Origin of the sequence: Azospirillum sp. TSH64 (assembly GCF_003116035.1) — a bacterium.
GTDB lineage: Bacteria > Pseudomonadota > Alphaproteobacteria > Azospirillales > Azospirillaceae > Azospirillum.
On sequence record NZ_LGQW01000015.1, the window covers coordinates 143455 to 168412 of the forward strand.

Genomic DNA, 24958 nt, shown 5'->3' on the forward strand with positions numbered 1-24958 from the left:
TGCCGGGGCATGCCGTGGAGCGGACGGACCGGGCTTCGCTGACCGTCCAAGGGGAAAATCCACGTCACCCCCTTGTTCTGGAAAGCTTTTCCAAAAACATATGGCGCCTGCCCACGGGGTAAGATAATCATCCGTTTAAAGGAATTATGTCCTTTAAACGGATGAAGGTCCACTGGGACGAATGCCCTCCCGCCATTCGCCTCCCCCCTGACCGTCTTATCGGAGTCCCGAGGCCATGCTGCTGCACGCATTGCTCAAACACGTCGAAGCCGAAGGGCTGGGAACCGAAGGAGGGTCCCTGTTCCTGGGCCGGGCGCCGCAGGACACCGCTGCGGGATCGGTCTTCCTGCCGCGGGGCGGAACCCGCCGCGACTATGCGCAAGGCCTTCGCCGGCTTTCCTTCCAGGTCCGCACCCACGATCCCGACTATCTCGCCGGAGAGGCCCGCGCCCTGGCGATCGCCGACGCACTGACCCTGCGGGCGGCTCCGGCTGGGGGCTGTTTCGTCATCTCGTGCCTGCCCCAGCACGAGCCGCTGATGCCCCATGACGAGACGGCAAGCACCTTCACCTTCATCGTCAACTACCGCGCCGACTGGCGTGTCGCCTGATTAGGAGACTATACCCATGGCCATCACCACCGAAGACATCGCCCTCGGTATCTGCGACGTCACCTTCGACGGCATCGATCTCGGCTCGACCAAGGGCGGCGTCGAAGTGACCGTCAAGACCACGAACTATCAGGTCAAGGCCGACCAGATGGGCGAGACCCCGCTCAAGGACGTCATCACCGGCACCGAGGTGTCGGTCAAGGTGCCGATGCTGGAAACCAACCTGACCAAGCTGCTGGCGGTGATGCCGCAGGCGGTCGGCGTCGGCGCGGCCGGTGCCGAGGTCGGGGTCGAGATCCGCTCCGGCGTCAACATCGACCTGCTGGCCATCGCCGCCCCGCTGAAGCTGCACCCCACCGCCCTGCCCGCCTCCACCACCAAGGACGATTTCGTCGCCTTCAAGGCAGCACCGCTGCCCAACTTCACCTTCAAGTACGAGAACGGCGGCGAGCGCGTCTACGAGGTCACCTTCAGCTGCTATCCGGACGGCACCGCCGGCAACCGCATCGCCGCCTTCGGCGCCCCCGTCGCCGCCTGACCGCGATGGTTCACGGCCGCGGGGGCTTTCGTCCCCGTGGCCGCCCTCGCGGACCTTGCCCGCCACCAGCGACCGGGAGCCTCCATGCCCCAGCCCACCATTTTGAACCTCGATGAGTTCCGCGTTTCCCGCAGCGTCGTCATCGGCGGGCGCGAGCGCATCCTGAAGAACATGACCGTCGAACAGTTCCTGCAGGCCGGGGACATCGAGCGGAAGCTTGAGGAGGCCGGCAGCGAGCGGGCGCAGATCCCGATCCTGGTCGATGTGATCGCCGGCCATCTCGAAGACACCCCGCGCGAGGAGATCCTCGGCCTCGATCTCGGGCAGCTCCTGGTCCTGCTGGCCTTCATCCGCGGAATCGATCCGGCGGAGCCGCCGCCGGGGAGACGCCAGCCGGGGGAGCCGCGGGCGGGCAAGCGGGGGAGCCGTCGGGCCCGTTGACGCGGCTCGACTTCGCCTACTGCTTCGCCCGCGTCAGCCGCTTCTACGGCATCGACCCGTTGCGCCTGCTGGCGCTGCCGGTGCGGATGTTCTGGACCCTGTTCAACGAGATCGACCGGCTGCGCGCGGAGGAGATGGCCGACTGGCTGCCGGTGCATCTGACGGCGGCCGGCATCGGCGCCCGCGAACTGCACGACCGGCTGCGCCAGCGGGTCGGCACGCCGCTCGCCTTCGCCGAGCTGCCCGATGGCGGCTGGGCGGCCGGGGAGCCGGGCCTGACCGAAAAGGCCAGAACCAGACTGCGCGCCCGCTTCGGCTAACAGAAAGGGAAAACCATGGCTGAAAACGCCGCCGGCCCGACTGTAAAACTGGTTATCGAAAACCAGGATTTCACCATTTCCATCAAACGCCTGGATGGTAGCATCACCAATCTTGCGGTGCAGACCAATTCCCAGCTGGATAGCTTGCATCAGCAAATCAGCGAGATTCATAAGGCCGCTGAGGATCTGATCACACCGCATGAAATGGCCAGCCGCTTCGCGGCACCCTACAGTGCGGCGGGAATGCTTGCCCAGAATCAGACCGGCGGAAAGGCTGAAACGGGCGCTCCGCCGGACGCAGCGGCGCAGAAGACCGACGAGGCCGCCAAGAAGTACAATCAGGTGATGGGCGCTGCCTTGCGTCCGCTCGGCGAACGTGTGCAGGCCAGCTTCGGCGACGGCTTGCAAACCTTGCTCAGCGGTTGGAGCGAAGGCGTGCTGAGCGTCGTGACCGGCAAGCAGCAAATCGGTCCCGCCTTTCAGAAGCTGTTCACCACCATGCGGAACAAGCTGCGGGATTTCCTCGTGAAGTCGGTTGCGGAGCAGACCGGCGCCGGGCTGCTCAACGTGCTGGGCTTCAAGACCAGCATCCCCGAAAACGGCAAATCCGCCGCGAAGGCCGGCAATCCGTCGGCATCCGCCCAAACGGACAAGAAGGACGAAGCCAAAGCATCCTCTGACACGTCCGCGAATGGAAATGGGGCAGCTGGTGGCGGATCGGTCGGCACCGGCAACGGACTTTTCAATTTCATCGACTCTCTCTTCACTTCAGACAGCCTGCTCGGCACCATCTGGTCGAAAATATCCTCCCTCTTCACGTCGGATGGGCTGCTCGGCGGCCTGATGTCCAGCATCTCCGGTCTCTTCTCCTCGCTGCTCAAACCCGAAGGGCCGCTGGGCGGCATCCTGTCGGGCATCGCCGGCTTCTTTTCGGCGCTCTTCCACACCGGCGGCATCGTCGGTGAAACCGGCCGGGCGGGGCGGATGGTGTCCCCCGGCCTGTTCGCCGGCGCTCCCCGCTTCCACACCGGCGGTCTGGTGGCGGGCGAGGTTCCGATCATCGCCCGCAAGGGCGAGGCTGTCTTCACGCCGGAACAAATGACGAACGCAGACCGTCTGATCCAGGCGGCGCAGGATGGCGGTCCTGCGGTCACCCAGTCGGTGACGGTGAATGTCGCCGGCGGCTCCACCGGCGACCGTGAGCAGGACAAGGCGTTCGCCGAGCGGATCGGCGCGTCGGTCAAGGAGCAGCTGCGCGCGATGATGGGCAACGAGCTGCGCCAGCAGATGCGGCCCGGCGGCATGCTGAACAACATGAGCTACGGAGGCTGAGCGATGGCCGGCGAAACCACGAGCCAGACCGCCACGAGCCAGAACGGTGTCCCGGTCTTCCTGCCGCCCTGTCCGCCGGTGACCGGCAGCACCATCGAGCCGGAGGTGAAGGTGCTGACCGCCGGTTTCGGCGACGGCTACACCCAGCGGGCGCCCGACGGCATCCACAACATCCGCGACCAGTATTCGCTGAGCTGGGAGTATCTCGACACCGACCAGGCGCGGGCGATCGAGGAGTTCCTGCGGGCCCGGCGGGGTGCTGAAAGCTTCCTGTGGAAGCCGCCCGGCGAACCCGACCGCCGGCGCTGGATCTGCAGCAAATGGAAGCGCACCCGCACCCATTACCTGTTCTCCAGCATCTCCGCGACCTTCGTCGAGGTCTTCGACCTCTGACCCCGCGCGGCCGCTTCGCTCCCTTCGACGGCGGGGGCGGCGCCCATCCAAGGAATCCCCATGAGCCAGACCAACATCCCCAAATGGGATGAACGGCCGGCGCTTGCCGCCGCCGCCCAGTCGCCCGATCCCGGTGCCTATGTGACGCTGTTCACGCTGGACCTGACCATGTATCCCGGCGGCACGATCCATCACTTCACACCCTCGGGCAGTGGCGGCGAGCCGGTCCTGTTCGGCGGCATCGCCTATGTCCCGGTCGAGATGGAGACCGAAGGGTTCGAATGGACGGCGACCGGGGCGCTGCCGACGCCGCGCCTGCGCATCGCCAACATCAACCGCCAGATCTCGGCGCTGATCTACCAGTTCTCCGACCTGCTCGGCGCCAAGGTCAGGCGGCTGCGCACCTTCGACCGCTATCTCGACGGCCGGGCGGAGGCCGACCCGCTCGCCTTCTTCCCGCCCGACCTCTACCGGATCGAGCGCAAGAGCGCCCACACCGCCACCCATGTCGAGTTCGAGCTGTCGGCGGCCATCGACCAGGAAGGCGCCATGCTCCCTGGCCGGCAGGTGCTGCGCGACGGCTGCACCCGCCGCTACCGCCATTGGACCGGATCGGGATGGTCGGCCGAAGGGGTCGATTGCCCCTATTCCGGCGACATCTGTTTCACCGCGACCGGCGAGCGCACCGATCCGGCCAGGGATGCCTGCGGCAAGCGGCTGACCGACTGCCGCCTGCGCTACCCCAACACGACCGATCTCCTGCCCTTCGGCGGCTTTCCCGGCGTCTCCCGGGTCCGGGTCTGATCCGGGTGCCGCTCCCCTCACAGCCAGAGGAGCAAGCAGCGCATGTTCACCGCTGACGCTATCCTCGCGATGAAGCGCCATGCCCTGGCCGACTATCCGCGCGAGAGCTGCGGTCTGGTGGTGGCCGGCACCTACCGGCCCCTGTCCAACCGCGCCGCCGACCCGGCGGCCCATTTCCGCATCGACGATGCCGACTACCTCGCCCATGCCGGCGCCATCGACGCCATCGTCCACAGCCATCCGGACGGGCCGCTCCACCCGTCGGCCGCCGACATGCGCGGCCAGATCGACAGCGCGGTCCCCTGGGCGATCCTGGCCACCGACGGGGAACGCTGCTCCGATCCGATCCTGTGGGGCGACGGCGTGCCGGCGCCCGATCTGCTCGGCCGCGAGTTCCGCCACGGCGTGACCGACTGCTACGCCCTGGTGCGCGACTGGTTCCAGCTGGAGCGGGGCATCCGGCTGCCGGATTTCCCGCGCGACGACGAATGGTGGCACGCCGGCAAGAACCTCTATCTCGACCATTTCGCCGATGCCGGCTTCTCGGTGGTCCGTTCCGGCGAGGCGGCGGCCGGCGACGTCGCGCTGATGACCGTCCTGTCGCCGGTGCCCAACCATGCCGGCGTCGTCCTCGACGGCGGCCTGCTGCTGCATCACCTGCCGCGCCGCCTGTCGCGCCGCGAACCCTTCGGTCCCTGGCACCGGCAGATCGTCCACATCCTGCGTCATAAGGATCTCGCTCATGGCTAGGATCCATCTGCACGGCGCGCTCGGCCGCCAATTCGGGCGCCTTGCCGACTATCAGGTCCGCGACGCCGCCGAGGCGATCCGGGCGCTCGCCGCCAACCATCCCGATTTCGAGAAGATCTTCCGCGAAGGCTCCTACCGGCTGGTCCGCGGCCCGCGCTCGCGCGGCGGCATCGACCTGACCCTCGACACCCTGACGCTCGGGCTGGGCAACGCCGACCTGCACATCATCCCGGTTCCGGCCGGCGCCAAGAACGGCGGCGCCGGCAAGGCGATCATGGGCGCGCTGGTGATGGTCGTGGCGGTGGCTGCGTCTATCCCCTCGGGTGGGACCTCTTTGGCGTTGGGCGCTGAGGTCACGATTGGAGGGGTCGGCCTCAGCGTTACCTATGGCTCAGTTGCACTGTTCGGCGCGTCGATGATGCTGTCCGGCATCAGCCAGATGCTGTCGCCGACCCCCAAGGCCAACCTGCCGGACAGCAAGCAGAGTTATTTGTTCTCCGGCCCGGTCAACGTGACCGAACAGGGCGGGTCGGTTCCCCTGGTCTATGGCCGCTGCTGGGTCGGTTCGACCGTCATCTCCTCCGGCATGGATACGGAGCAGGTCGGAACCGTCCAGCCCCAGCCGGCGGCATCCGCCGTCACCGCCGTTTCGGCTGGAGGTCCGGCAGGAGGCATCCAGGGGGCCAAGGGCGGCGGCAAGTCCGGCCGCGGCGGTTCCGGCGCCACCGAGGATCCCAACAGCCTGCAATCCGCCGCGACCGCCCGGGTGATCGATCTGCTGAGCGAAGGCGAGATCGCCGGGCTGGTCAATGAGGGGAGGAGCATCTACTTCGACGGCACGCCGCTGATCGCCTCCGACGGGACGGAGAATTTCAAAGGCGTGACCTGGAAAGAGCGCCGGGGCATTCCCTCGCAGGAGCCGATCAGCGGTTTCACCGCCAGCGAGACCACCGTCGCCGTCGGGAGCGAGGTGAAGAAGGCGGCCCCGGTCGTCCGCACCATCCATGGCGACGAGGTCGACGCCGCCCGCATCGTGCTGCGCTGGAACGCGCTGACCGAGCAGGACACCTCCAACGGCAACCTGCACGGATCGGCGGTGCAGTTGACCATCGAGGGGCGGGCGGCCGACGGCCGTTGGAAGGTTCTGGTCAACGATACGGTGACCGGCAAGACGACCAGCGCCTATGAGCGGTCCTACAAGGTCGGGCTGCGCGAGCTGGGCAGGAGCCCATATGACATCCGCGTCACCCGCGTTACCGACGATCCGCCCCGCACCGCGATCCAGAACAGCTTTTCCTGGTCGCACTATGCCGAGATCGTCGAGTCCAAGTTCGGCTACGACAATTCGGCGCTGGTCGCGCTGACGGTCAAGGCCGAGCAGTTCGGCAACTCGATCCCCGAGCGGGCCTATGACGTCAAGGGCCTGAAGATCCGGGTCCCCTCCAACTACGACCCGGAGACGCGGAGCTATACCGGCCAGTGGGACGGCAGCCTCAAGACCGCCTGGAGCGACAACCCGGCCTGGGTGCTCTACGACCTGCTGACCAACAGGCGCTACGGCCTGGGCCAGTCGATCTCCGCCGAGGCGGTCGACCGCTGGTCGCTCTACACCATCGGCGTCTATTGCGACCAGCCGGTCAAGTCGGGCCGGACCGACACCGGCGGCCGCGATATCATGGAGCCGCGCTTCACCTTCAACGGGGTGATCTCCGGCCGGACCGAGGCCTACCGCGTTCTCCAGTCCATCGCCTCGACCTTCCGCGGCCTGATCTTCTGGTCGGCCGGCGGCGTGCTGGCCCGCGCCGACATGCCGGCCGACCCGATCAAGCTGGTCACCCCTGCCAACGTCATCGGCGGCAGCTTCACCTATTCCGGCACGGCGCTGAAGGCCCGCCACACCGCGGCGCTGATCACCTTCAACGACCCCGACGACGGCTACCGCCCGACGGTCGAGGTCGTCGAGAATGCCGGGATGATCCAGCGCTACGGCTGGCGGCCGATCGAGGCGACGGCCTATGGCTGCACCCGGCGCAGCCAGGCCCGCCGCCTCGGCCTGTGGATGCTCGACAGCGAGCAGCACGAGACCGAGACCGTCACCTACCGCTGCTCCTTCGACCATCTCGACGTCATGCCGGGCGACGTGGTCAAGCTGGCCGACCCGAACTGGGCGCTGGTGCGCACCGGCGGGCGGCTGGTCGCCTACGATCCGGAGCGGCAGGTCGTCACCCTCGACGACACGGTGACGCTGGAAGCCAACCAAAGCCACGTGCTGGCACTCACCCTGCCGGACGGCCGGCTGGTCGACTGTCCGGTCCGCCGCCCGGTGCTTGAGGACCACACCACCGGCCAGCTCGTCATCGACGCGGCTCCGCTCGGCGGCGCGGTGCCGCAGCCGCATGCGGTGTGGATCCTGACCGCCACCAACCTCGCCCCGCGCCTGTTCCGGGTGCGCGCCGTCACCGAGAAATCGCCCGGCGTCTACGAGGTCACCGCCCTTCTGCACGAGCCCGGCAAATATGCCCGGGTCGAGGAGGGCGTGCAGATCGAGCCTGTGGCGACCCAGAGCGCCGCCAACGCCATCCCCTCCCCCGCCAACCTCGCGGCGGTGGAAAGCGCCTACTGGGTCAACGGCCTGCCGCAGGCCCGGCTGACCGTCAGCTGGACGCCCAGCGACGATGCCCGCATCGCCGGCTACCGCGCCGACGTGATGACGCCGGGCGGCCAGTGGCAGGAATGGAAGGTCACCCGCGCCGGCAGCTTCGACATCGAGCCGGCGGCGGAGGGCGTCTACACCCTCCGCATCACGGCATTGGCCTACGACAAGCGCCGTTCGGTGCCGGCGGAAATCCGGGCCACGGTGCACGGCAAGGGCACGCCGCCCGGCCAGCCCGCCGGGCTGGTCGCCAAAGGCGGGCTGCGCCAGATCGCCCTGTCCTGGGTCAATCCGCCCGACACCGACCTCTCCCACATCGAGGTGCTGGAGGGGGCGGCGAACGACCTGTCGGCCGCCGCCGTCATCGGCACGGTCAAGGGCAACGCCTTCGTGCGCGCCGGGTTGGGCGGGCTGGTCACGCGCTACTACTGGGTGCGCGCCGTCGATCTCGGCGGCAATGTCGGCGACGTCAATTCCAACATCGGCACCGGCGCCACCACCGAGCAGATCTCCCACGACGACCTCGCCGACAAGCTGGTCTCGGAATCGAAGCTCGCTCCCTTCATGGCCGAGCGCATTGCCGGGATCGAGAAGATCGCCGAGACGGTCACGTCGGGTCTGGTGCGCGTCAACGACAGCTACGGCCGCATCCGCAGCGAGATCGGCAAGCGCGAGGCCGACGTCGCGGAGGTGAAGGCGGATGTCAGGCAGGTCCAGGACGACGCGCAGTCACTGGCGAGCCGGGTCACCACCGTCGCCGCCCAGTTCGACGGGCAGATCGCCACCGTCAAGGAGGAGCTGACCGCCCTGGTGACGGCGGACGAGGCGACGGCGACGCGCATCGACACGGTGGTCGCGGCCTGGGACGGAAATCTGGCCGGCGTGCAGGCGAAGCTGACTGCGACGGCGAACGACAGCCGGACCAATGCCGAGCGGATCGACAGCGTCGTCGCCGGCTATGACAAGAGCCTGGCCGGCTATGACAGCCGCATCACCGCCAACGCGACGGCGACCGGCGCGTTGACCACGCGCCTCGATACGATCGGTGCATCGGTCGATGGCGTGAAGGCGGGGCTGACCAGCGAGCAGACCGCCCGTGCCGACGCCGTCGGTGCCCTTGCCAGCCGGATCGACAACGCGTTCGTGGCGATAAAAGATGCTTCAGGGTCTTTTCAGGAAAGCGTCAACCTGGCGGTTACGGAGGCTAAATCCGCTGTCAGCAAGGTAAACATTCTCAGCGGCACGGTCGGCAATCACACCTCGTCCATCGAGCAGGTCTCGAAAGTAACGAACGGCCTGTCGGGGCAGTGGACGGTCAAGATCGACAACAATGGCGCCATCAGCGGGTTCGGTCTTTCCTCGGACCCGGCCGATGAGAGCGGGGTGCGATCCGAGTTCTATGTGCGGGCCGACCGTTTCCTGATCGGCATTACCGGCCCCGGGGGCAGCATCGACCATCCCTTCGTCATCGGTCGGGTGGATGGGGTGCCCCGCATCTCCATGTCCGCCGCCTTCATCCAGGACGCCTCGATCGACAGCGCGAAGATCAGGGATGCAACGATCTCCAGTGCGCACATTCAGGATCTGACAATCCGGGGCCAGAAGATCGAAGACTTCGCCACATCCAATATGAATGCGGCGCAGGGGGTGTGGGACGCGACCGTCGGTCTTCAGACAATCGGGAAACGTGTGCTGATCACCGCAGTGCGTGGTTGGCAGATCGACATCGTTACTGGCTACGGTGGCGGCGAGAGCAGTTCAGAGATCTGGTCTCCATCTTGGGTTTCCGTTGCCTATGCGTGGATAGAGCATCCAGGACCAGGTTATTACACCTGGAAAACAGCAACATCTGACGCCTATGGGCGAAATCCACGCAATTTCTACTGCGCAATCTCAGCAGTGGAGTTGAGGAAATGACTGTATCATTTAAAAAGACCAAGAGAGAAGCTCCGCCGATCATCCAGAATGGTTCTGGCGCAGCTTCAGAGCAAAATGAAAACGTAAGCTCTTCCTACGTTTTCTATAAGCCGGAAACTGGTGAAATTCGGCAAACCGCCTGCATCGGGCCGCTGGAAGTGCCGCATATGCATCTTCCGGGCTGCGAGCGGTTGCAGGCGAAGGGTTCGGTCTTCGAAGACTACGTCGATCTTTCAGGCTCCGAACCCGCGGTACTCTCGCGTCCCGAAATCGAGAGTCTGGACGCTCTGCCCATTCCGGCGACCGTGACCGTCACCTGCCGCGCCTCCGGTGCGGTCGGCACCTACAGGGTCGAGGATGGCAGCTTCGATTACGACGATCTGCCCGGCACCTACGACGTACGCGTCAGCGCCTGGCCTCATCATGACGCCCATTTCGTTCTGGAGATCACGCCATGAAGGTGATCCCAGTCCGCACCCGCGACGAGATCGCGAAGCTGCGCCAGCAGGCCTACCTCGCCGCATGGCCGGCGGCCCGGCAGCTGGAAGCCCAGCAGGACATGCTGAACGGCGACCCCGCCAAATGGGAGCGCATGCGCGCCGACTTCTCGGCGATCCGCGCGCTCTACCCCTATTCCGACACGACCCCCAGCGAGGAGAACTGACATGGCCGGCTGGTATCGCCAAGGCACCGTCGCCCTGACCCCCGGATCGGCCGCCGTCGCCGGCGCCGGCACCATGTGGATGGGCGTCGTGCGTCCCGGCTCCGCCTTCACCACCGACGGCAGGACGCTCTACGAGATCCGTGAGGTTGCCAACGACCACACGCTGACCCTCGACCGCCCCTGGGAGGGCGAGACGGCGGCCTCCTCCCCCTATGCCGTCATCGCCGCGTCGGCGACCCTGTCCAATGCCGAACTGGCCGGCGAGATCGCGGCGATGGTCGCGAAATGGGCGGTGCGCGAGGACCAGTATGACGACTGGCTCGGCGGCTCCCCGAACGGCGGCCCGAATGCCGACGGCAAATATCCGCTGACCGACAGCAAGGGCATCACCCGTCTGGTCGAAAGCCCGGCCCGCCTGCTCCAGCTCCTCGACGACGGGGTGGTGGAGCATGCGGCACAGATCATCGCCGCCATCGAGGACGATGTGGCGACGGCGCGGCAGGCTGCCGCCGACGCCAAGGCGGCGATAACGGTCGTCGGCGCCGACCGGCAGGCCGTGGCGCAAGCCGCCGCGACCGTCGCCGCGCAGGCCGGCGAAAGCACCGCTGCCGCCGCGACCGCGACCGCCAAGGCGGCCATCGCCGTCCAGCGTGCCGATGAGGCCGCCGGCAGTGCCGCCGCCGCCGCCGGGCTGGAGGCATCCGCCACCGCGGCGCTTGCCGCCGTGGAGACGGCGCGCGACATCGTGCTGGAGGCGCGGGTCGAAGCCGGCACGGCGGCAACTGGCGCCCTGTCCGCCAGAACGGCGGCCGAGGCGGCCCGCGACACCGCGACCGCTGCGCGGGATGCCACCCAGCAGGCGCGTGACGCGGCGGTGGCGGCACGGACGCAGGCACAGGACTGGGCGGTGAAGACCGACGCCCCGGTCTCCGGCAGCCTGAAGTCGGCGCTGTCCTACGCCCTGGACGCGGCTTCCCAGGCAACCGTCGCCACCGGCAAGGCGACGGAGGCCGCCGGCAGCGCCGCCGCCGCCGCCGAGAGTGCCGCCGGTCTCGACAGTGCGGCAACCGCTGCGCAGGCCGCTGCCGCCGCTGCCGCGACCGGCGCCCAGACCGCGAGCGCCAAGGCCGCCGCCGCCGCCATCTCCGCCGACATCGCCCGTTCCGCCGCGCAGCAGGCGGAGGCCGCCGGGACCGCCAGCACCACGGCCAGGACCGCGGCGGAGGCGGCCCGCGACAGCGCAGTCTCCTCCATGACGGCGGCGCAGGTCGCGGCCTCCCAGGCCGGTCAGTCGCAGACCAACGCCGCCAACAGCGCACAGACGTCGGCGACGGCGGCGGCGGACGCGATCTCGGCCAAGTCCGATGCCACCGCCGCCCGCGATCTGGCTGTCGCCGCCCGCACGGAGGCGCAGGGCGCCCGCGATCTGTCCCAGGCCTTCGCCCAGGGCGCCGTCGGCTATCAGCCCAGCCCGGGCGTCTATTCCGCCTTCCATTGGTCGGAGCAGGCCAAGGGCCATGCCCAGACCGCCGCGACCATCGTCGGCGGCTCCAACTTCGGCATCGTCGGCGACGGCGCCTCGCAGCGCTTCGCCGCCGACAACCCCGGCTCCCTGCTGAACCTCGTGCAGGCCCCGGGCGGCAAGCTCACCTTCAGCCCGGGCAACCACGCGGTCTCCTTCGGCTTCGATGCCGCGACCGCGCCGGTGGCGGCATCCGGCAACATCACCGCCGGCACCGTGCAGGGGGCACTGGAGGAGATCGACCACCGGCTGTCCACCCTGTCGCAGGACAGCATCGCCAACGGCGGCGGCTCGGTTCATGTGACGGAGGACGGAGCGGTCGAGATCGTTCCGGCCACTGGCCGGACGGCGAGCTACAAGGGCGGCGAGCTGCACAGCACCGCAACCGCTTACGGCAAGGCGCAGACGGATGCCGCCATCGCCGCCATGATCGCTGCCGGGCAGGCGGCCGGTGCTGCCAGGCTGACGACGCCCCGCACCATCGCCCTGTCGGGCGGGGCGACCGGCACGGCGACCTCGTTCGACGGCACCCAGAACATCGCCATCCCGGTGACGGCGGTGGCGGCGTCTGCGCTGACCGGCACCATCGACATCGCCCGTCTGCCGGCGGGCGCGCTGGAACGCCTGTACCCGGTCGCCAGCGACGCCGAGCGTTTCGCCTTGACCACCGCCCAGGTGCAGAAGGGCGACACGGTGCAGGTCGGCGGCACCGGCGGCCTGATGTATCTGGTCGTCGACGACAGCAATCTTGGCAACGCGGCGGGCTACCGGGCCTACACTGCGGCACGCGCTTCGGCGGTGGACTGGTCCGGGGTGGAGAGCAAGCCGGCTCTGCTGACCTCCCTCGCCTCGCTCGACAGCACCGCCGGCGTGCTGGTGCAGACCGGGGCGGGCACCGGCGCCAAGCGCACCATCGGCGTCGCCAACGGCACGGACATTCCGGATCGCGCCGCGGCGGATGGGCGCTATGCGCAGCTTGCCGCCGATCCCACCTTCAGCTCGACGCTCAGCATCCAGAACTCTGCGCGGGCCGAGGCGCTCCATGTGGGAAATACCAGCGGATCGAAGTACACATTCGTCGGATGGAATGACGCTGGCGGCTTCGGCCGGATCGGCGCTTACGGTTCCGGCGCATGGCAGAATTTCGCCATCTCCGAGGGAGGTTCGCTGACTGCCGTCGGCACGACCGCGATGCCGACCGGCGGGGCCAGGCTGAACGTTGCCGGCGGCATCCAGGTGGACAACAAGGATGTCTGGCATACGGGCAACTTCACGCCCTCCTCGAAGCTCGACGCCGCCAACCCGACGATCACGGGCACGCTGACCCGCACCGGCGGCACAGCCCCGGCCTATTACATGACCCAGGACGGCATGGGTCGCCAGCACTGGTATTGGAACACGACCGGCAGCACCTCGCCCACCCTCTCTGTCGGTGGAGAGGACGCAATGGACATTGGCATGTCCGTCAGCAACGACGGGGTCAATGGCCCGAATTTCTGGTTCCGCGGCGCGCACGGCTACGGCAAGTCGGCCGGGGCGGCGATCTCCTGGTCGAACATCCTTCTCGCCAACATGACGTCGCTCCAATGGATGGGGAACAATGTCTGGCATGCGGGCAACCTGCCCGTGACGGTCTCCGGCAATGCCGTCGATTTCAAGGCTCAGCCGACCGTCAACGGCGCTCCGCTCGTCACCAACAGCGCCACCAACTCCGTTACCAAGTCGGCTGTCACGCTTCTTCCCGCCACCGGCACCCTCGACGTTCCCGCCAAGTCCATCCTGGGGGTCTACAGCCAGTTCGTCGGTCAGACCTTCAACGTCGATTACAACACCGAGGCGCAATACACCCAGGAGAACGCCGCCACCGGCACCGATCAGGTCGGCGGCCAGTTCCAGCTTTACAGCACCGCCGGGGGCGGCGGGGTCGACGCCGCCACCAAGCTGCTGATCCACGCCGATGGCGCCAACGGCTCGACCGAGATCATCGACGAGCGCGGCATCAGGCCGTTCGGCACCCATTGCGGCTGGTTCGATGGTTCATCGTCGTGGCTTGTTCCTGCCAGCTACAAGTTGGCTTGGGGATCGACACAGGATTTCACCTATGAGACCTGGGTGCGGCCTTCGTCGGTATCCCAAGCAGCTATTTTTGACTGCCGCACGGGAAGTTCCCCCGGCACGAACCAACTCGTCTATATCGCGGGCGGTCAGGTGCAGTTCTATGCGGCCGGGGCGGTAAGGATCACCTCCGCCGTCCTCGCGTCGGACAATTGGTACCATATCGCTCTGGTGCGCCGTGTCGGGGTGACGACGCTGTATGTCGGAGGCGTGTCGGCTGGAACTTGGGCAGACACCACGGCCTACGTCGCGCACACAATCTCCCTTGGGAGTTATTACGACACACCCAACAACCGGTTGCTTGGCTGGCTGGATCAGGTCCGCGTTTCCAAAATCGCCCGCTACAGCGCCAACTTCACCCCGCCGACCGCCGCATTCGTTACCGATGCCGACACTGTCCATCTGTTCAGCTTCGACGACGGCCATGGCGGGCAGGTGCTGAAGGATCGCGCCAACAGCGGACGCTCCGTCCTCTGCCGTTCGGGGCTCTCCACGGCGCAGGCCAAGTTCGGCGCGTCGAGCGCCTACTGCAACCAGAGTGCTGGTGGCGGCATCTTCATCGGCGAGTACGACAACAAGTTCCACGCCGATCTCGCGTTCGGATCGGACGACTTCACCATAGATTTCCAGATTTACCCGATCAGTTGGACGAGCGACACCGGCAGCGTCTTCGGATACTCGGTGATGGGCACCAATCTGTCGTCCTTCGGCATCCGGGCGACGACGACGACCGATCAATACAAGCTGGTCTACAGCACCAACGGCACCACTCAGGTCGACAGCCTCGGTTTCACTATCGCCACCGGCGCATGGTCGCATGTCGCCATTACCCGCAGCGGCCCCAATCTGTACATCTTCGTCAACGGTGTGCTCCAGGGCTCGGCGATCAATGTCGGCACCGCCAGTCTGTTCCACGGCAGCAACCCATTCTGGCGCTTCGGTGAGTTCTACAATGCCGGTTATCTCAACGGCTATATGGACGAAATCCGTCTGAAGCGCGGTGAGGCGGTGTGGACATCCAACTTCACGCCGCCGACCGTTCCGCACGTTGCTGACGCTCGCACCGTCCTGTTGCTGCATCTCGAAGGGGCCAACGGCGACAAAGTAACTTTGGACAGCAGCGGGTCGAGCTACGGCACCAACGCCTTCGGCGACGCCATCACTCCCACCCTGACCTTCCAGGGCAGCGCCACTCTTGCCGCAACGCAGACGCGCGGCGGGCACAGCACGGCATTGGCGATGAACGGTAGTAGTCAGTACGCCTCTATGACGTTCGCCGCTCCGAGTGCCGGTCACCCGGTCTATTTTGGCACCAACACCAAGTTCTGTATCGAGGGCTGGTTCTACGTCGCCTCGCTGTCAGGCATCAGCACCTACGCCGCGCTGCTCGACCTGCGCGCCCCCGCCTACGGCATCGCGTTGAACGTCTACCTGCTTGCCAGTGGCCAGATGCAAGCCAACGTCCGTCAGGACAGCAGCGGCACCAATCTGCCGGTCAATGGCGGAAATGCGACGGTCGGCTGGAACCATTTCGCTCTGGTGCGCGAAGGACGCGGCTACACGCTCTACAGCAACGGTACCGCCGGGGCGTCGCCGACCAGTCCGCAGGTCAACCCCTACTACAGCAACAACACTTACGCTCTTGCCCTCGGTGCCTGGGCCGATGGATCGAGCGGCTTCTTCCCCATATCCTTCGATGCCATCCGCGTCACCAACGGCCAGCCGCGCTATACCGCCAACTTCACCCCGGCAACGTTGGTCGCCGACGACATGACCACGCTGATGTGGGAGTTCAACGGCGCGGTCGGCCAGAAGTGGGTCAAGGAACTGTCTGGCAACAGCGCGCTGATCTCCGCCGCCAACAACGCCCGTACGGTGAAGGATGGGGTCTACATCGCCCCGACCGTCGTTTCGGGAAACAGCTCCCTGTCGGTCTCGACCGCCCAGACCAAGTTCGGGTCCGGCAGTCTGTACGGCAATAGCTCCAACGGCAACAAGCAGGTGCTGTCGAACGCCGCCTGGATGTCCGGGGCGAACGCGTTGACCATCGAAGCTTGGGTGTATCCCACCACCTCGACCACCAACATCATCGCACAGAAGTGGGACGGCACCAACGAAACCTGGCAACTCTGGCTGGAATCCGGCACCAATTACCCGGTGTTCCGCTGGAACAACATGGCGAACAACTGCAAGGAGTTGACCGCCATCGCGCTCAACACCTGGACCCATCTGATGGTCACGGTGGGGGCTGACGGCGTCGTCACCCATTACATCAACGGCGTCAAGAAGACCACGGTGAGCGGGCCGGTCGTGCGGACCGACACGTCCGGCGCCCTCTATCTTGGCGGCGCCTACGACGGCACCGGCAATTTCGTCGGCTACATCGACGAGATGCGGCTGTCCTCCACGCTGCGGCAGACCGCCACCTTCAGCCCGGCGACCATCCCCTACGGCGCGAGCTACATCACCGGCCCCTTCTACGTGGCGACCGCCAATGCCTCGCGCATCGACGTGTCGGACTGGAGCACGATCCATTCGGCGACGATCACGCAGACCACCCCGCCCGGCACCAGCATCAAGTGGTTGGTCAGCTTCGACGGCCGGGCGACGTGGCGGAAGTGGGACGGGGCGGCCTGGGTTGTCGTGCCCCTCAACAGCGGGGCCAGCATCGACACCAACGGCAACGATTATCTGACCCTGCAGAATGCCCTCAAAAACCTGAATGTGGAGAGCTACGGCACCATCGACTTCGCCTTCTCGCTGAAGACGGCCAATCCGAACTTTTCGCCCAGCGTCGATGCGGTGACTCTGGCTCGCGACGAGTACGAACTCGGGGCCGCCAAGATCGACTACACGATCAAGCGCAACGGTGCGGCCGGGGCCGAAATCCACCGCATCACCAACCTGAAGCCCTACCCGGTCAACGTCGTCTACGACTACGTCGCCTGACGCGGGGCCTGACGCGGGCGGTCCCGGGGCCATCCCCGGGACCCTGCCCCCGCTCCGGCGGAGCGCGGCTGCCTTGACGATCCCGGCAGCGCTCCGCCGGATCCGCTCCCACCCTGTCTCCTCACCTATCGCCCGGGAGTCCCGATCCATGCCCGATCCGATCTGCAAGGCCGCCATCGACCTTGTGAAGCATTTCGAAGGCCTGTCCCTCGATGCCTATCTCTGCCCGGCCGGCATTCCGACCATCGGTTACGGCCACACCGCCGGCGTGACGCTCGGGCAGAGCATCACCGCCGAAAGGGCCGAAACGCTGCTGTCCCGCGACCTCGCCGCCGCGGCGGCCGTGGTCGACGGGCTGGTGACAGTGCCGTTGACCGGCGGGCAGCGCGGTGCGCTCGCCAGCTTCGTCTTCAATCTGGGACGGGGCAATTTCCAGTCCTCGACCCTGCTGAAACGGCTCAACATGGGGGACCATGAGGGGGCTGCCGGCGAGTTCGGGCGCTGGGTCTACGCCACCGTCAATGGCAGGAAAACGCAGCTTCCAGGGCTGGTGAAGCGCCGGGAGGCCGAGGCCCTGCTGTTTCGCCGCACTCTCTTCCTGACCAGGATCGCCGCGGCCGATCCGATGCCGCAGGCCCTCGACGATCCCGCATGATCCCGTGCTTTCCCCCTCGTCGCCGGTCCCGCCGCCAGGCCGGGGCGCAGAAGGCTTGCCGACCGCTACGCCCCTTCCGATCCTCGCACCAACCCCTGATCCCTGGCGCGATCCAACAGGTGTTTCACCGACGACCGGCTCCAGCGCAGGCCGCCGCGCGGCGTGCGCTGTCCCATGCTTTGCAGCCGCCGCGCGATGCCATCGAGCGTGATGCCGGGCTCGGCCCGCGCCAGTCCCGCCACCATCAGCACGAGGTCGTTGCTGTCGACCCGCTTGGGTGCCGCATCGAGAAGGTTCTGACGAACCAGCCCCCCTGTGGCCAGCCGGCGGATGGCGCGGATCAGGCTGTTTGGTGTCCATGGCTTGCGGTCCCACGGCCGGGTCCGCCCCTGCGCCTTCAATGCCCGCACGACCTGATCCCATGGTGCCGCCGGGCGCAGAGCCTCGACGGTCGGCAGAAACTCCTGGGCGTGCGCGACGACCAGCTCGTCGCGAGCGGCCTCGCGGCCCTGCCGTGCCTTTTCCAGCGCCGCCGGGTCCCGTCGGCGCAGGCCGGGATTGCCGGGCTCCTTCCCCCTGGCCACCGCGGCCCTGAGCCCGGCGATCGAGCGCTCGCGGATCAATGCCCGTTCCAACTCGGCCGCAGCACCGAGAACCTGCAGGGCAAAGCGTCCCTGCGGGCTGGTGGTGTCGATCGGGTCGCCCAGCGATTTGAAGGCCACGCCGCGCTGCCCCAGCCCGTCGATCACCTCCAGCAGATGGAACAGCGACCGTGCCAGCCGGTCGATGCGCGCCACCACCAGCGTGTCGCCTTTCTTCAGGCTGGCGAGCGCCTTGGCCAGCACCGGCCGGTCACGGTCGCCACCCGAGGCATGCTCCTCGAAGATGTGCGTGCAGCCGGCCTGCCGCAGGGCGAGCAGTTGGGAGTCGGTGGACTGGTCTTCGGTGGAGACGCGGGCGTAGGCGACGAGGGCCATCGGGATGTCCTGGGCATTCTGGGCGGAAACGCGCCTCTCGGGCTCTTTGTACAGAATATCAGTCGATTTCATCCATCCGGATGAACATGGAGGCAGGATGCGAGGTGGGAACTGCCCCGGATTGCGGCGCCGGCTTTCCGGTCCCTGGTTCCGGCATCCGCTGCGCGACAAAAGGCCAGGATCACCGGCGGGGTGGGGGCAGTGTGATCGTGAGCACCAACACCCCGGACGTTGAGTGCGCCAAGCGGAAGCCTCTGAAATCGTTTTTTTCAGCATATTGTGTATTGGACAGGTTCCAGATTTTTCAATGCCAAAAATTCATAACTATCTGTTATATAAAGATATGCAGGATTTGCGTCTTTCCGATCCCCTCCTCCTTCTCGGTCCCTTGGAGCGAGCCGCCAAGGCTGTCGGGCGGCTGGCCCAGGCAACCACCGGCAGTCCGGTCCTGGCGGCTTGGCTGCATCGGTCGCGGGTCGAGGCCGTTGCCGACATCGCCGACTGTCAGGGCCGCCGCGTCGATCCCAACCGACTGCGCACTCTGCTGGCTCAGGTGCCGACGCGTGCTCTACGCGACTGGGGGGCCAACATGCTGGCCCTGGACCTGATGCGGCAGATGCTCTCTGACCACAGCCCGCCGGCGTTCGTTCCGACCGGCATGGACGGGGCGCTCGCCCGGATGGAGGAGGCCCATGCCAGGGCTGGAGCAGCGGTGCTGGTCGCGTGCGGAATTGGCTTCTTCGCCCATCTGGAAGCCGGCGGCGACCGCAGCGGAGCCTGTCTGGCTGTTTCCCGTTATCTCACCGCCCAAGGGATGACGCCGCTGCCGCTGCCCTGCCTGAACGGAGTCGAGGCGATCCGCCGCGCTGAACCGGACGGGATGTGGCTGGTCGCTTTCCTCGACGGCATCGCCCGGCAAGCGGAACAGGGGGAGGATGGCCTCACCGCTTTGCTGCATCGCTGGCGCGGTTGGCGCCGGCGCGTTGGCGACCGGCGCAGCGACGCTCGTATCCGCCGGGCCGTCGATGCGGTGGCGGCGGAAGGGGTGATAGGCCCGGCCCGGCTGGCTGCCCGGCTGCGTTGCGCCACCAGTGCCGCCACCGACCTGCTGGAGGAATTGCAGCGGCTGGAGATCGCCGTGGAGATCACACGCCGGCGCACTCACCGCGTCTTCGTGGCGGAGGATCTGGCGGCGATGCTGGGAGAGGTGGCGCCGCGGGCCGCGGCCGTCGCCGCCGGGCCCGTTCCTGGGATCGCACCCATGGTTTCCGTCGAACTGGACCGCTGGGTGGAACCGGCCGAAGGCGTCGACGATGCGCTTGCGAACCTGGAGCGCATTCTGAAGCGGCAGGACTCATTGCTGGCGCGTTATGGCCGGATCGCGGGGGTGTCAGGCGAGGAGTAGGGGGGGACGGCACGGTATTCAAACCGGCAAAATCCTCACCTCCCCTCTCCCGTTCCCTGTTGCGGGGGAGCCAGATTGCGCCTGACGGCTTGCATGAACCGTTGGCAATCGACCGATGCAGTCAACAGCTGTGGTTAAGGGAGATGGCTGTGTGGATGGTGAATTGTTCTGGTCAGCCTCTCTCCAGCGCATTAAGGAACGCAAAGAGCTGTGCAGCGGCATTGAAGCAGGAACACCGAAGTCATGGCGACGACTGGCGACGTTCTGCGTCTGGCGGCGGATCACCACACCGCCGGGCGTCTGGAAGAGGCGATGGCTCTGTATCGCCTTGTCCTGCGCGCCGATCCTGTGAATGCCGATGGCTGGCGCCTGCTGGGCAAAGCCGCCAGGGCGACCGGCGATTATGGAGCAGGGCTGGGCTGCCTGCAGCGCCTTATCGCCCTATCCCCTGCCGACGCCACGATGTTTGCCGAACTTGCGACTCTGCTGGCGGAGCAGGGTGACGAGGCTGGCGCACTTGCTGCCTATGGGGTTGCTCTGCGCTGCGATCCGCTGATGGAGCAAGCGGCATTCCAGCGCGGGATACTCCTGTTCCGGCGTGGTGCTTTGAAGCAAGCAGAGGCCGCGTTCCGGGGAGTGGGCCTGCTTGTGCCCGCTCTGGCGATGGCGCACGTCAATCGCGGCGCTGTCTTGCATGCCTTGGGATGTCAGGAAATGGCCGAGTTGGCTTTGGCGCGGGGGCGCCGCCTGGCTCCGGAGGCAGTGGAGGCCGTGCTTAACAGTGCTCTGGTGGCGATAGCCCAAGGACGGTTGCCTGATGTGGAACGATACGGCAGGCGGGTTATCGTCCTGGCACCCGACTCTGTGCAGGGCTATGCCCTTCTTGCCAATGCGCGGGTGCATCTGGGCAGGCCACAGGATGGGATTGCCGCCTATGATCGGGCCCTGGATATTGAATCAGACAACTCGGAGCTGAAAGTAAACCGCGGTATCGCCCGGCTTCTGCTGGGAGAGATGGCCGGCGGATGGGATGATCTGGCTGCTCGCTGGGAGACCACGGCGTTGCCAGGAATGGGCGATGATCTGCCACGCTGGTCGGGTTCCGCCATACCGGCTGGACGGTTGCTGGTGGTGGGGCAACCTGGGGTGGGAGATGAGATCCTGTTTGCCAGTCTGATCCCGGACTTGGTCGAAAGCGGCATTGCTTGCCGTTTCGTATGCGATACCCGCCTCGTTTCCTTGCTGAAGCGCTCTCTGAAGGGAACGGAGGTCGTGGGGCGAACTGCCGATCCCTCTGCCGTGACGACATCCGCTCTGGTGGATGACAGTGTGGCACGGGTTCCGGCCAGCGACCTGCCGCGGTATCTGCGGCGCCGACCGGAGGATTTTGCCGGCCAACGCCCCTATCTGGTCGCTGATCCACAGCGGATTGCCGCCTTGCGGGCCCGTCACTGCGATGTCCGGCTGTGTATCGGCCTCTCCTGGCGCTCGGTTGCCAGTGCGGAACGTTCACTCGGTCTGGAGCAACTCGTGGCGGCCCTCGCTCCAGGGGTGGCGGCAGCCGGAGGGCGGCTCATCAGCTTGCAATACGGTGTCGACGACCAGGAGCGGCGCATCGCCGGCCTTTTTCATGAAACAAGCGTTGACCCATCGGGCGATCTCGATGGCTTCGCCTCCCTGGTGGCGGCAATGAATTTGGTCATCACCATCGACAACACCACGGCGCACATGGCCGGTGGGCTTGGTATTCCAGGATGGGTGCTGCTGCCGTTCATGCCGGCGTGGTTCTGGGGGGTGTCTGCGGCCACATCCCCCTGGTACCCGAGTTTGCGGCTCTTCCGCCAGACGACGCCCGGGGATTGGAGGGGCGTGCTGGGCGAGGTGGGCCAGGCGTTACGGTCCGTGGGAGGAGCGCAATGAGGACGGGGCGTCAGGCATGAGCGGGAAATTGCCTGACGCCGTGAGCACAGGGGAACCACCCCGCTCCGTCCCGACGCCCGATGGCCGCGTCCGACCCCTCAGGTCCTGAGCGCCGCCAGTTGACGCAGGGCCTGTTCGGCAGCGGCGAACACGCTGTCCCAGTCGCCCGGGGTGGTCTGGCGGAACAGGCGCATCGACGGGTACCAGGGGGTGGTGTCGGCCCACTCGCCCTTGCCGTCGCCATAGACCCAGTAGGGCATGAACTGCAGCAGGTTCCACACCGGGCGGCCCAGCGAGCCGGCCAGATGCGCCACCGAACTGTCGGTCATGATCACCAGATCGAGCCGTTCCAGCACCGCCGCGGTATCGGCGAAATCGTTGAAATGCTGCCCCAGCGGCGTGATCAGGGTAGAGGTGCCAAGCGTCTCCAGCTCCGCCTCCGGCGGGCCCTTCTGGATGCTGTAGAGCCGCACATTCGGCACGTTGAGGAAGCGCAGGAAACGGCTGAGCGTGGTGGCGCGGCGCGCGTTGTCCTTGAAGGTGACGCGGCCGGACCAGATGATGCCGACCTTGATCGTGCCGTCCGGGCCGGGAACCAGCCGGGTGGCCTTCTCTCGCGCTTCGGCCGGAACGGTCAGGCGGGTGGGCGGCGGCACCGTGTCGATGGTCGTGCCCAGCCGGTGCGGCAGGCTCATCAGCGGGCAATGGACGTCATAGGGCGGATAGGGAGTGCCGGCGCGCACGAAGCCGTCGATGCCCTCCAGCCCGGACAGCAGGCGGTGCAGCTCCGGATGGCATTCCAGCAGGACCCGGCCGCCGCGCGCCTTGACCATCGGCGCATAGCGCGCGGTCAGCAGCACGTCGCCGAACCCCTGTTCGGTGGTCAGCAGGATGGTCTTGCCGTCGAGCGGCCCGCCGTCCCACATCGTGCCGTCGGCGATGCGGTTCTGGTAGCTGGGCAGCGACAGGCGGGAATCGTAATCGCGGAAGCCTTCGGCATAGCGGCCGACCTGCAGCAGCGTCAGGGCGCGGTCCCACAGCAGCCCCGGGTCGTTGGGCCGGGCGCGCAGGGCGACGTCCAGGATCTCCAGCGCGCGGTTGAACCGGCAGCCGTGCCGCAGCGCCACCACCAGGTTGGACAGCAGGTTGGCGTTGCCGCCGGACAGCACCACCGCATGCTCCTGCGCGGCGATGGCATCGGCATATTGCTCCACGTCGCCCAGCACGTTGCCGAGATTGGTCCAGGCGCCGACATGGCGCTGGTCGATCTCCAGCGCGCGCCGCTGGCAGGCGATCGCCGCCTCCGGCTTGCCGGCCTGCCGCAGCAGGGCGCCCAGCGCGCTCCATACGTTGGGATCACGCGGCTTCTGCTCCAGCATCCCTTCCAGCATCTCGATGCTGAGCCCGTGGGAGCCCTGGCCGGCTGCCGGAGTTGGGGCCGGAGCCGGTGCCGGTGCGGGAGCCGATGATACCGGAACCGAGGATATCGGATGCGGCGAGGCCTGAAGGGGCAAGGCTGCCTGGGGGGACGGCGCCGGGGCGGCCTGGGTGATGTTTGCCTTCATCTCTCGTCGTCGCTGGTGGTCTGCAGTCGGTTTGGAGCAGGAGCAGAGCGCGGGTAGGGCATAGACGGCTAGTCATGGAGAGTCAAACCGTCCCTTCGGCTGCACTTGTGTGCTTCTTGTGGCCGCCCGGCGCTCATGCGGGAGGCTTAGCGCCGCCGCAGATCCTGAAGGTCGATGTCGTCGATCCGGAAGCCGGCCTGCCGAAGCGCCTTCAGCACGATCACCTTCTGGGCGGTGCCTTCGCGCGCGGCGGCTTGGCGCAGCTCCTCAACCAGATAATCGGGCAGCATCGCCTGCCACGGCCGGGTCGGCGCCGGACGGACGATGGTGGGTGCCGGAGCCGGCTGGGGTTGCGGCGCGGGCTGAACGGCGGGCTGGACAGCGGCCTGGGAGATGGCCTGGGAAACAGTGGCCGGCGATGCCGCGGGCGGCTCCGTCTCGGTCGGCAGGAAGCCCTTGCTCAATCCGTACTGGCGGATCGGATCGATGTCGTTCGTGCCCAGCCCGCCGATCCCGATCCCGCCCAATGGAGGACGGGCCGGCTTGGCGGCAGGCTTAACGGTCGGCTTGGCGGGGCTGTCGGTCGACATGGGCACTCCGGTCAGGGCGATGCCGGCTTGAAGAGGGCCGGGCAAATAAGCCATGAAGCATTATCATGACTTGGTGTCCTGTCTTCGCGACATGTGGCGGGTGGGCCGTGTGCCATGGCGGAAAGCCGACCGGCGTGGCGCGGGAAGCACAGGGGGGATAGCAGGGCATCATGCCATCACAAAAAATCATGACATAAAAACATGATGACAAGTGCGGGCTGGGAGGCTCCAGGAGGGGGGCGGGCCGGCCATCGGTCGAGGAGGGATGGTATCGCCGTCCAGAGCGGAGGCATCGTCGGCGAACCATCGGGGCAGCAAAGTGTCTATATGAACAGTAATGATGAAAATTAATCATGAAATAATATAATGTGATCTTTGCAATGTGGGGGCGGGCTTGCCGGTTGTCCGGCATATCCGTGGCAGCGGGACCGCGGGAAAGGAAGATGCCGTTGTCCCGCATTGGCAGGGGGATCCAGTAAGACGCGATTGCCCTGCCCCGCCCGGCCGTTCCTCGGTCGGAATTGAACCTTCACAGGGCTGGGCGGTCATGATTTGGCGGATGCCGCCTTTCCGGATACCAGCGTTATCGGGAATCCATGAAATGATGAAAAGGCATGTTTTGGGCGGCTGAGTTGCTGTGCTTCTCCGGTCGTGTCGACGCAGCCTCGCTCCAGCCTCATGCCTTCATCACTTTTCACCGTAACAGGAAGTCATGCCTAAAAATCATGACATGATAAATGGTGATGAAATGCCGATCCTGGCCGTCCCGCTGCCGGGGTGATGGTGCCCCTTCATCTGCCGGAGGAGAACGCAAGCCACTCTCTCAGCTAATCCGCAC

Annotated in this window: 18 protein-coding genes; 15 read left to right on the forward strand and 3 right to left on the reverse strand. The window is 66.7% G+C overall.

Annotated elements, in window-relative coordinates:
• Window positions 1-235: 235 nt before the first annotated feature.
• From TSH64_RS02130 to TSH64_RS02190, 13 genes are all read left to right on the forward strand, one after another.
• Window positions 236-610, forward strand: a complete 375-nt coding sequence (locus tag TSH64_RS02130) for a minor capsid protein (RefSeq protein ID WP_109095257.1) — start codon at window positions 236-238, stop codon at window positions 608-610.
• A gap of 16 nt (window positions 611-626) precedes the next feature.
• Window positions 627-1148 carry a hypothetical protein gene (locus TSH64_RS02135; RefSeq protein WP_109095258.1) on the forward strand — a complete coding sequence of 174 codons (522 nt, stop codon included), beginning with the start codon at window positions 627-629 and terminating at the stop codon, window positions 1146-1148.
• A gap of 84 nt (window positions 1149-1232) precedes the next feature.
• Window positions 1233-1589, forward strand: a complete 357-nt coding sequence (locus TSH64_RS02140; RefSeq protein ID WP_109095259.1) for a hypothetical protein — start codon at window positions 1233-1235, stop codon at window positions 1587-1589.
• Window positions 1586-1909, forward strand: coding sequence for a hypothetical protein (locus TSH64_RS02145; protein ID WP_247872685.1), 324 nt, complete (start codon window positions 1586-1588; stop codon window positions 1907-1909). Before TSH64_RS02140 ends, TSH64_RS02145 begins: the two co-directional genes overlap by 4 nt.
• A gap of 15 nt (window positions 1910-1924) precedes the next feature.
• Window positions 1925-3241: a hypothetical protein gene (locus TSH64_RS02150; RefSeq protein WP_109095260.1), complete on the forward strand. Its 1317-nt coding sequence runs from the start codon at window positions 1925-1927 to the stop codon at window positions 3239-3241.
• Window positions 3242-3244: 3 nt separating this feature from the next.
• A complete protein-coding gene (locus tag TSH64_RS02155; RefSeq protein ID WP_109095261.1) occupies window positions 3245-3634 on the forward strand; it encodes a phage tail protein in 390 nt (129 codons plus the stop codon).
• A 60-nt stretch (window positions 3635-3694) separates the two neighbouring features.
• Window positions 3695-4438, forward strand: coding sequence for a phage minor tail protein L (locus TSH64_RS02160; RefSeq protein WP_109095262.1), 744 nt, complete (start codon window positions 3695-3697; stop codon window positions 4436-4438).
• A 42-nt stretch (window positions 4439-4480) separates the two neighbouring features.
• Complete coding sequence (locus tag TSH64_RS02165) at window positions 4481-5188, forward strand: C40 family peptidase (protein WP_109095263.1); 708 nt, start codon at window positions 4481-4483, stop codon at window positions 5186-5188.
• Entirely contained in the window at window positions 5181-9758 is a 4578-nt protein-coding gene (locus TSH64_RS02170) for a phage tail protein (protein WP_247872686.1), read from the forward strand. Before TSH64_RS02165 ends, TSH64_RS02170 begins: the two co-directional genes overlap by 8 nt.
• Complete coding sequence (locus TSH64_RS35220) at window positions 9755-10216, forward strand: carboxypeptidase-like regulatory domain-containing protein (RefSeq protein ID WP_146207964.1); 462 nt, start codon at window positions 9755-9757, stop codon at window positions 10214-10216. The genes TSH64_RS02170 and TSH64_RS35220 overlap by 4 nt, the downstream gene beginning before the upstream one ends.
• A complete protein-coding gene (locus TSH64_RS02180) occupies window positions 10213-10422 on the forward strand; it encodes a hypothetical protein (RefSeq protein ID WP_109095265.1) in 210 nt (69 codons plus the stop codon). The genes TSH64_RS35220 and TSH64_RS02180 overlap by 4 nt, the downstream gene beginning before the upstream one ends.
• A 1-nt stretch (window position 10423) precedes the next feature.
• Complete coding sequence (locus TSH64_RS02185; RefSeq protein ID WP_247872687.1) at window positions 10424-17008, forward strand: LamG domain-containing protein; 6585 nt, start codon at window positions 10424-10426, stop codon at window positions 17006-17008.
• A 148-nt stretch (window positions 17009-17156) separates the two neighbouring features.
• Complete coding sequence (locus TSH64_RS02190) at window positions 17157-17663, forward strand: lysozyme (protein ID WP_109095267.1); 507 nt, start codon at window positions 17157-17159, stop codon at window positions 17661-17663.
• Window positions 17664-17728: 65 nt separating this feature from the next.
• Here the strand turns inward: TSH64_RS02190 and TSH64_RS02195 are convergent, their stop codons facing one another.
• Complete coding sequence (locus tag TSH64_RS02195) at window positions 17729-18640, reverse strand: recombinase family protein (protein WP_109095268.1); 912 nt, start codon at window positions 18638-18640, stop codon at window positions 17729-17731.
• A gap of 235 nt (window positions 18641-18875) precedes the next feature.
• Here TSH64_RS02195 and TSH64_RS02200 point away from each other — a divergent pair, with 235 nt between their 5' ends.
• Both TSH64_RS02200 and TSH64_RS02205 read left to right on the forward strand, forming a co-directional pair.
• Window positions 18876-20045, forward strand: coding sequence for a hypothetical protein (locus TSH64_RS02200; RefSeq protein ID WP_146207965.1), 1170 nt, complete (start codon window positions 18876-18878; stop codon window positions 20043-20045).
• A 243-nt stretch (window positions 20046-20288) separates the two neighbouring features.
• Entirely contained in the window at window positions 20289-21965 is a 1677-nt protein-coding gene (locus tag TSH64_RS02205; RefSeq protein ID WP_109095270.1) for a tetratricopeptide repeat-containing glycosyltransferase family protein, read from the forward strand.
• A gap of 98 nt (window positions 21966-22063) precedes the next feature.
• Here TSH64_RS02205 and TSH64_RS02210 read toward each other — a convergent pair whose 3' ends face one another.
• Window positions 22064-23530: a tetratricopeptide repeat protein gene (locus TSH64_RS02210; protein WP_109095271.1), complete on the reverse strand. Its 1467-nt coding sequence runs from the start codon at window positions 23528-23530 to the stop codon at window positions 22064-22066.
• 146 nt (window positions 23531-23676) lie between these two features.
• A complete protein-coding gene (locus TSH64_RS02215; protein WP_109095286.1) occupies window positions 23677-24120 on the reverse strand; it encodes a hypothetical protein in 444 nt (147 codons plus the stop codon).
• Between the last annotated feature and the right edge of the window lie 838 nt (window positions 24121-24958).

Coding starts and splice junctions, on each gene's coding strand:
- TSH64_RS02185 (WP_247872687.1), top strand. CDS start 10,424: ATGGCCGGCTGGTATCGCCAAGGCACCGTCGCCCTGACCCCCGGATCG.
- TSH64_RS02135 (WP_109095258.1), top strand. CDS start 627: ATGGCCATCACCACCGAAGACATCGCCCTCGGTATCTGCGACGTCACC.
- TSH64_RS02140 (WP_109095259.1), top strand. CDS start 1,233: ATGCCCCAGCCCACCATTTTGAACCTCGATGAGTTCCGCGTTTCCCGC.
- TSH64_RS02150 (WP_109095260.1), top strand. CDS start 1,925: ATGGCTGAAAACGCCGCCGGCCCGACTGTAAAACTGGTTATCGAAAAC.
- TSH64_RS02215 (WP_109095286.1), bottom strand. CDS start 24,120: ATGTCGACCGACAGCCCCGCCAAGCCGACCGTTAAGCCTGCCGCCAAG.
- TSH64_RS35220 (WP_146207964.1), top strand. CDS start 9,755: ATGACTGTATCATTTAAAAAGACCAAGAGAGAAGCTCCGCCGATCATC.
- TSH64_RS02130 (WP_109095257.1), top strand. CDS start 236: ATGCTGCTGCACGCATTGCTCAAACACGTCGAAGCCGAAGGGCTGGGA.
- TSH64_RS02205 (WP_109095270.1), top strand. CDS start 20,289: ATGGCGACGACTGGCGACGTTCTGCGTCTGGCGGCGGATCACCACACC.
- TSH64_RS02160 (WP_109095262.1), top strand. CDS start 3,695: ATGAGCCAGACCAACATCCCCAAATGGGATGAACGGCCGGCGCTTGCC.
- TSH64_RS02190 (WP_109095267.1), top strand. CDS start 17,157: ATGCCCGATCCGATCTGCAAGGCCGCCATCGACCTTGTGAAGCATTTC.
- TSH64_RS02165 (WP_109095263.1), top strand. CDS start 4,481: ATGTTCACCGCTGACGCTATCCTCGCGATGAAGCGCCATGCCCTGGCC.
- TSH64_RS02210 (WP_109095271.1), bottom strand. CDS start 23,530: ATGAAGGCAAACATCACCCAGGCCGCCCCGGCGCCGTCCCCCCAGGCA.
- TSH64_RS02155 (WP_109095261.1), top strand. CDS start 3,245: ATGGCCGGCGAAACCACGAGCCAGACCGCCACGAGCCAGAACGGTGTC.
- TSH64_RS02170 (WP_247872686.1), top strand. CDS start 5,181: ATGGCTAGGATCCATCTGCACGGCGCGCTCGGCCGCCAATTCGGGCGC.
- TSH64_RS02180 (WP_109095265.1), top strand. CDS start 10,213: ATGAAGGTGATCCCAGTCCGCACCCGCGACGAGATCGCGAAGCTGCGC.
- TSH64_RS02195 (WP_109095268.1), bottom strand. CDS start 18,640: ATGGCCCTCGTCGCCTACGCCCGCGTCTCCACCGAAGACCAGTCCACC.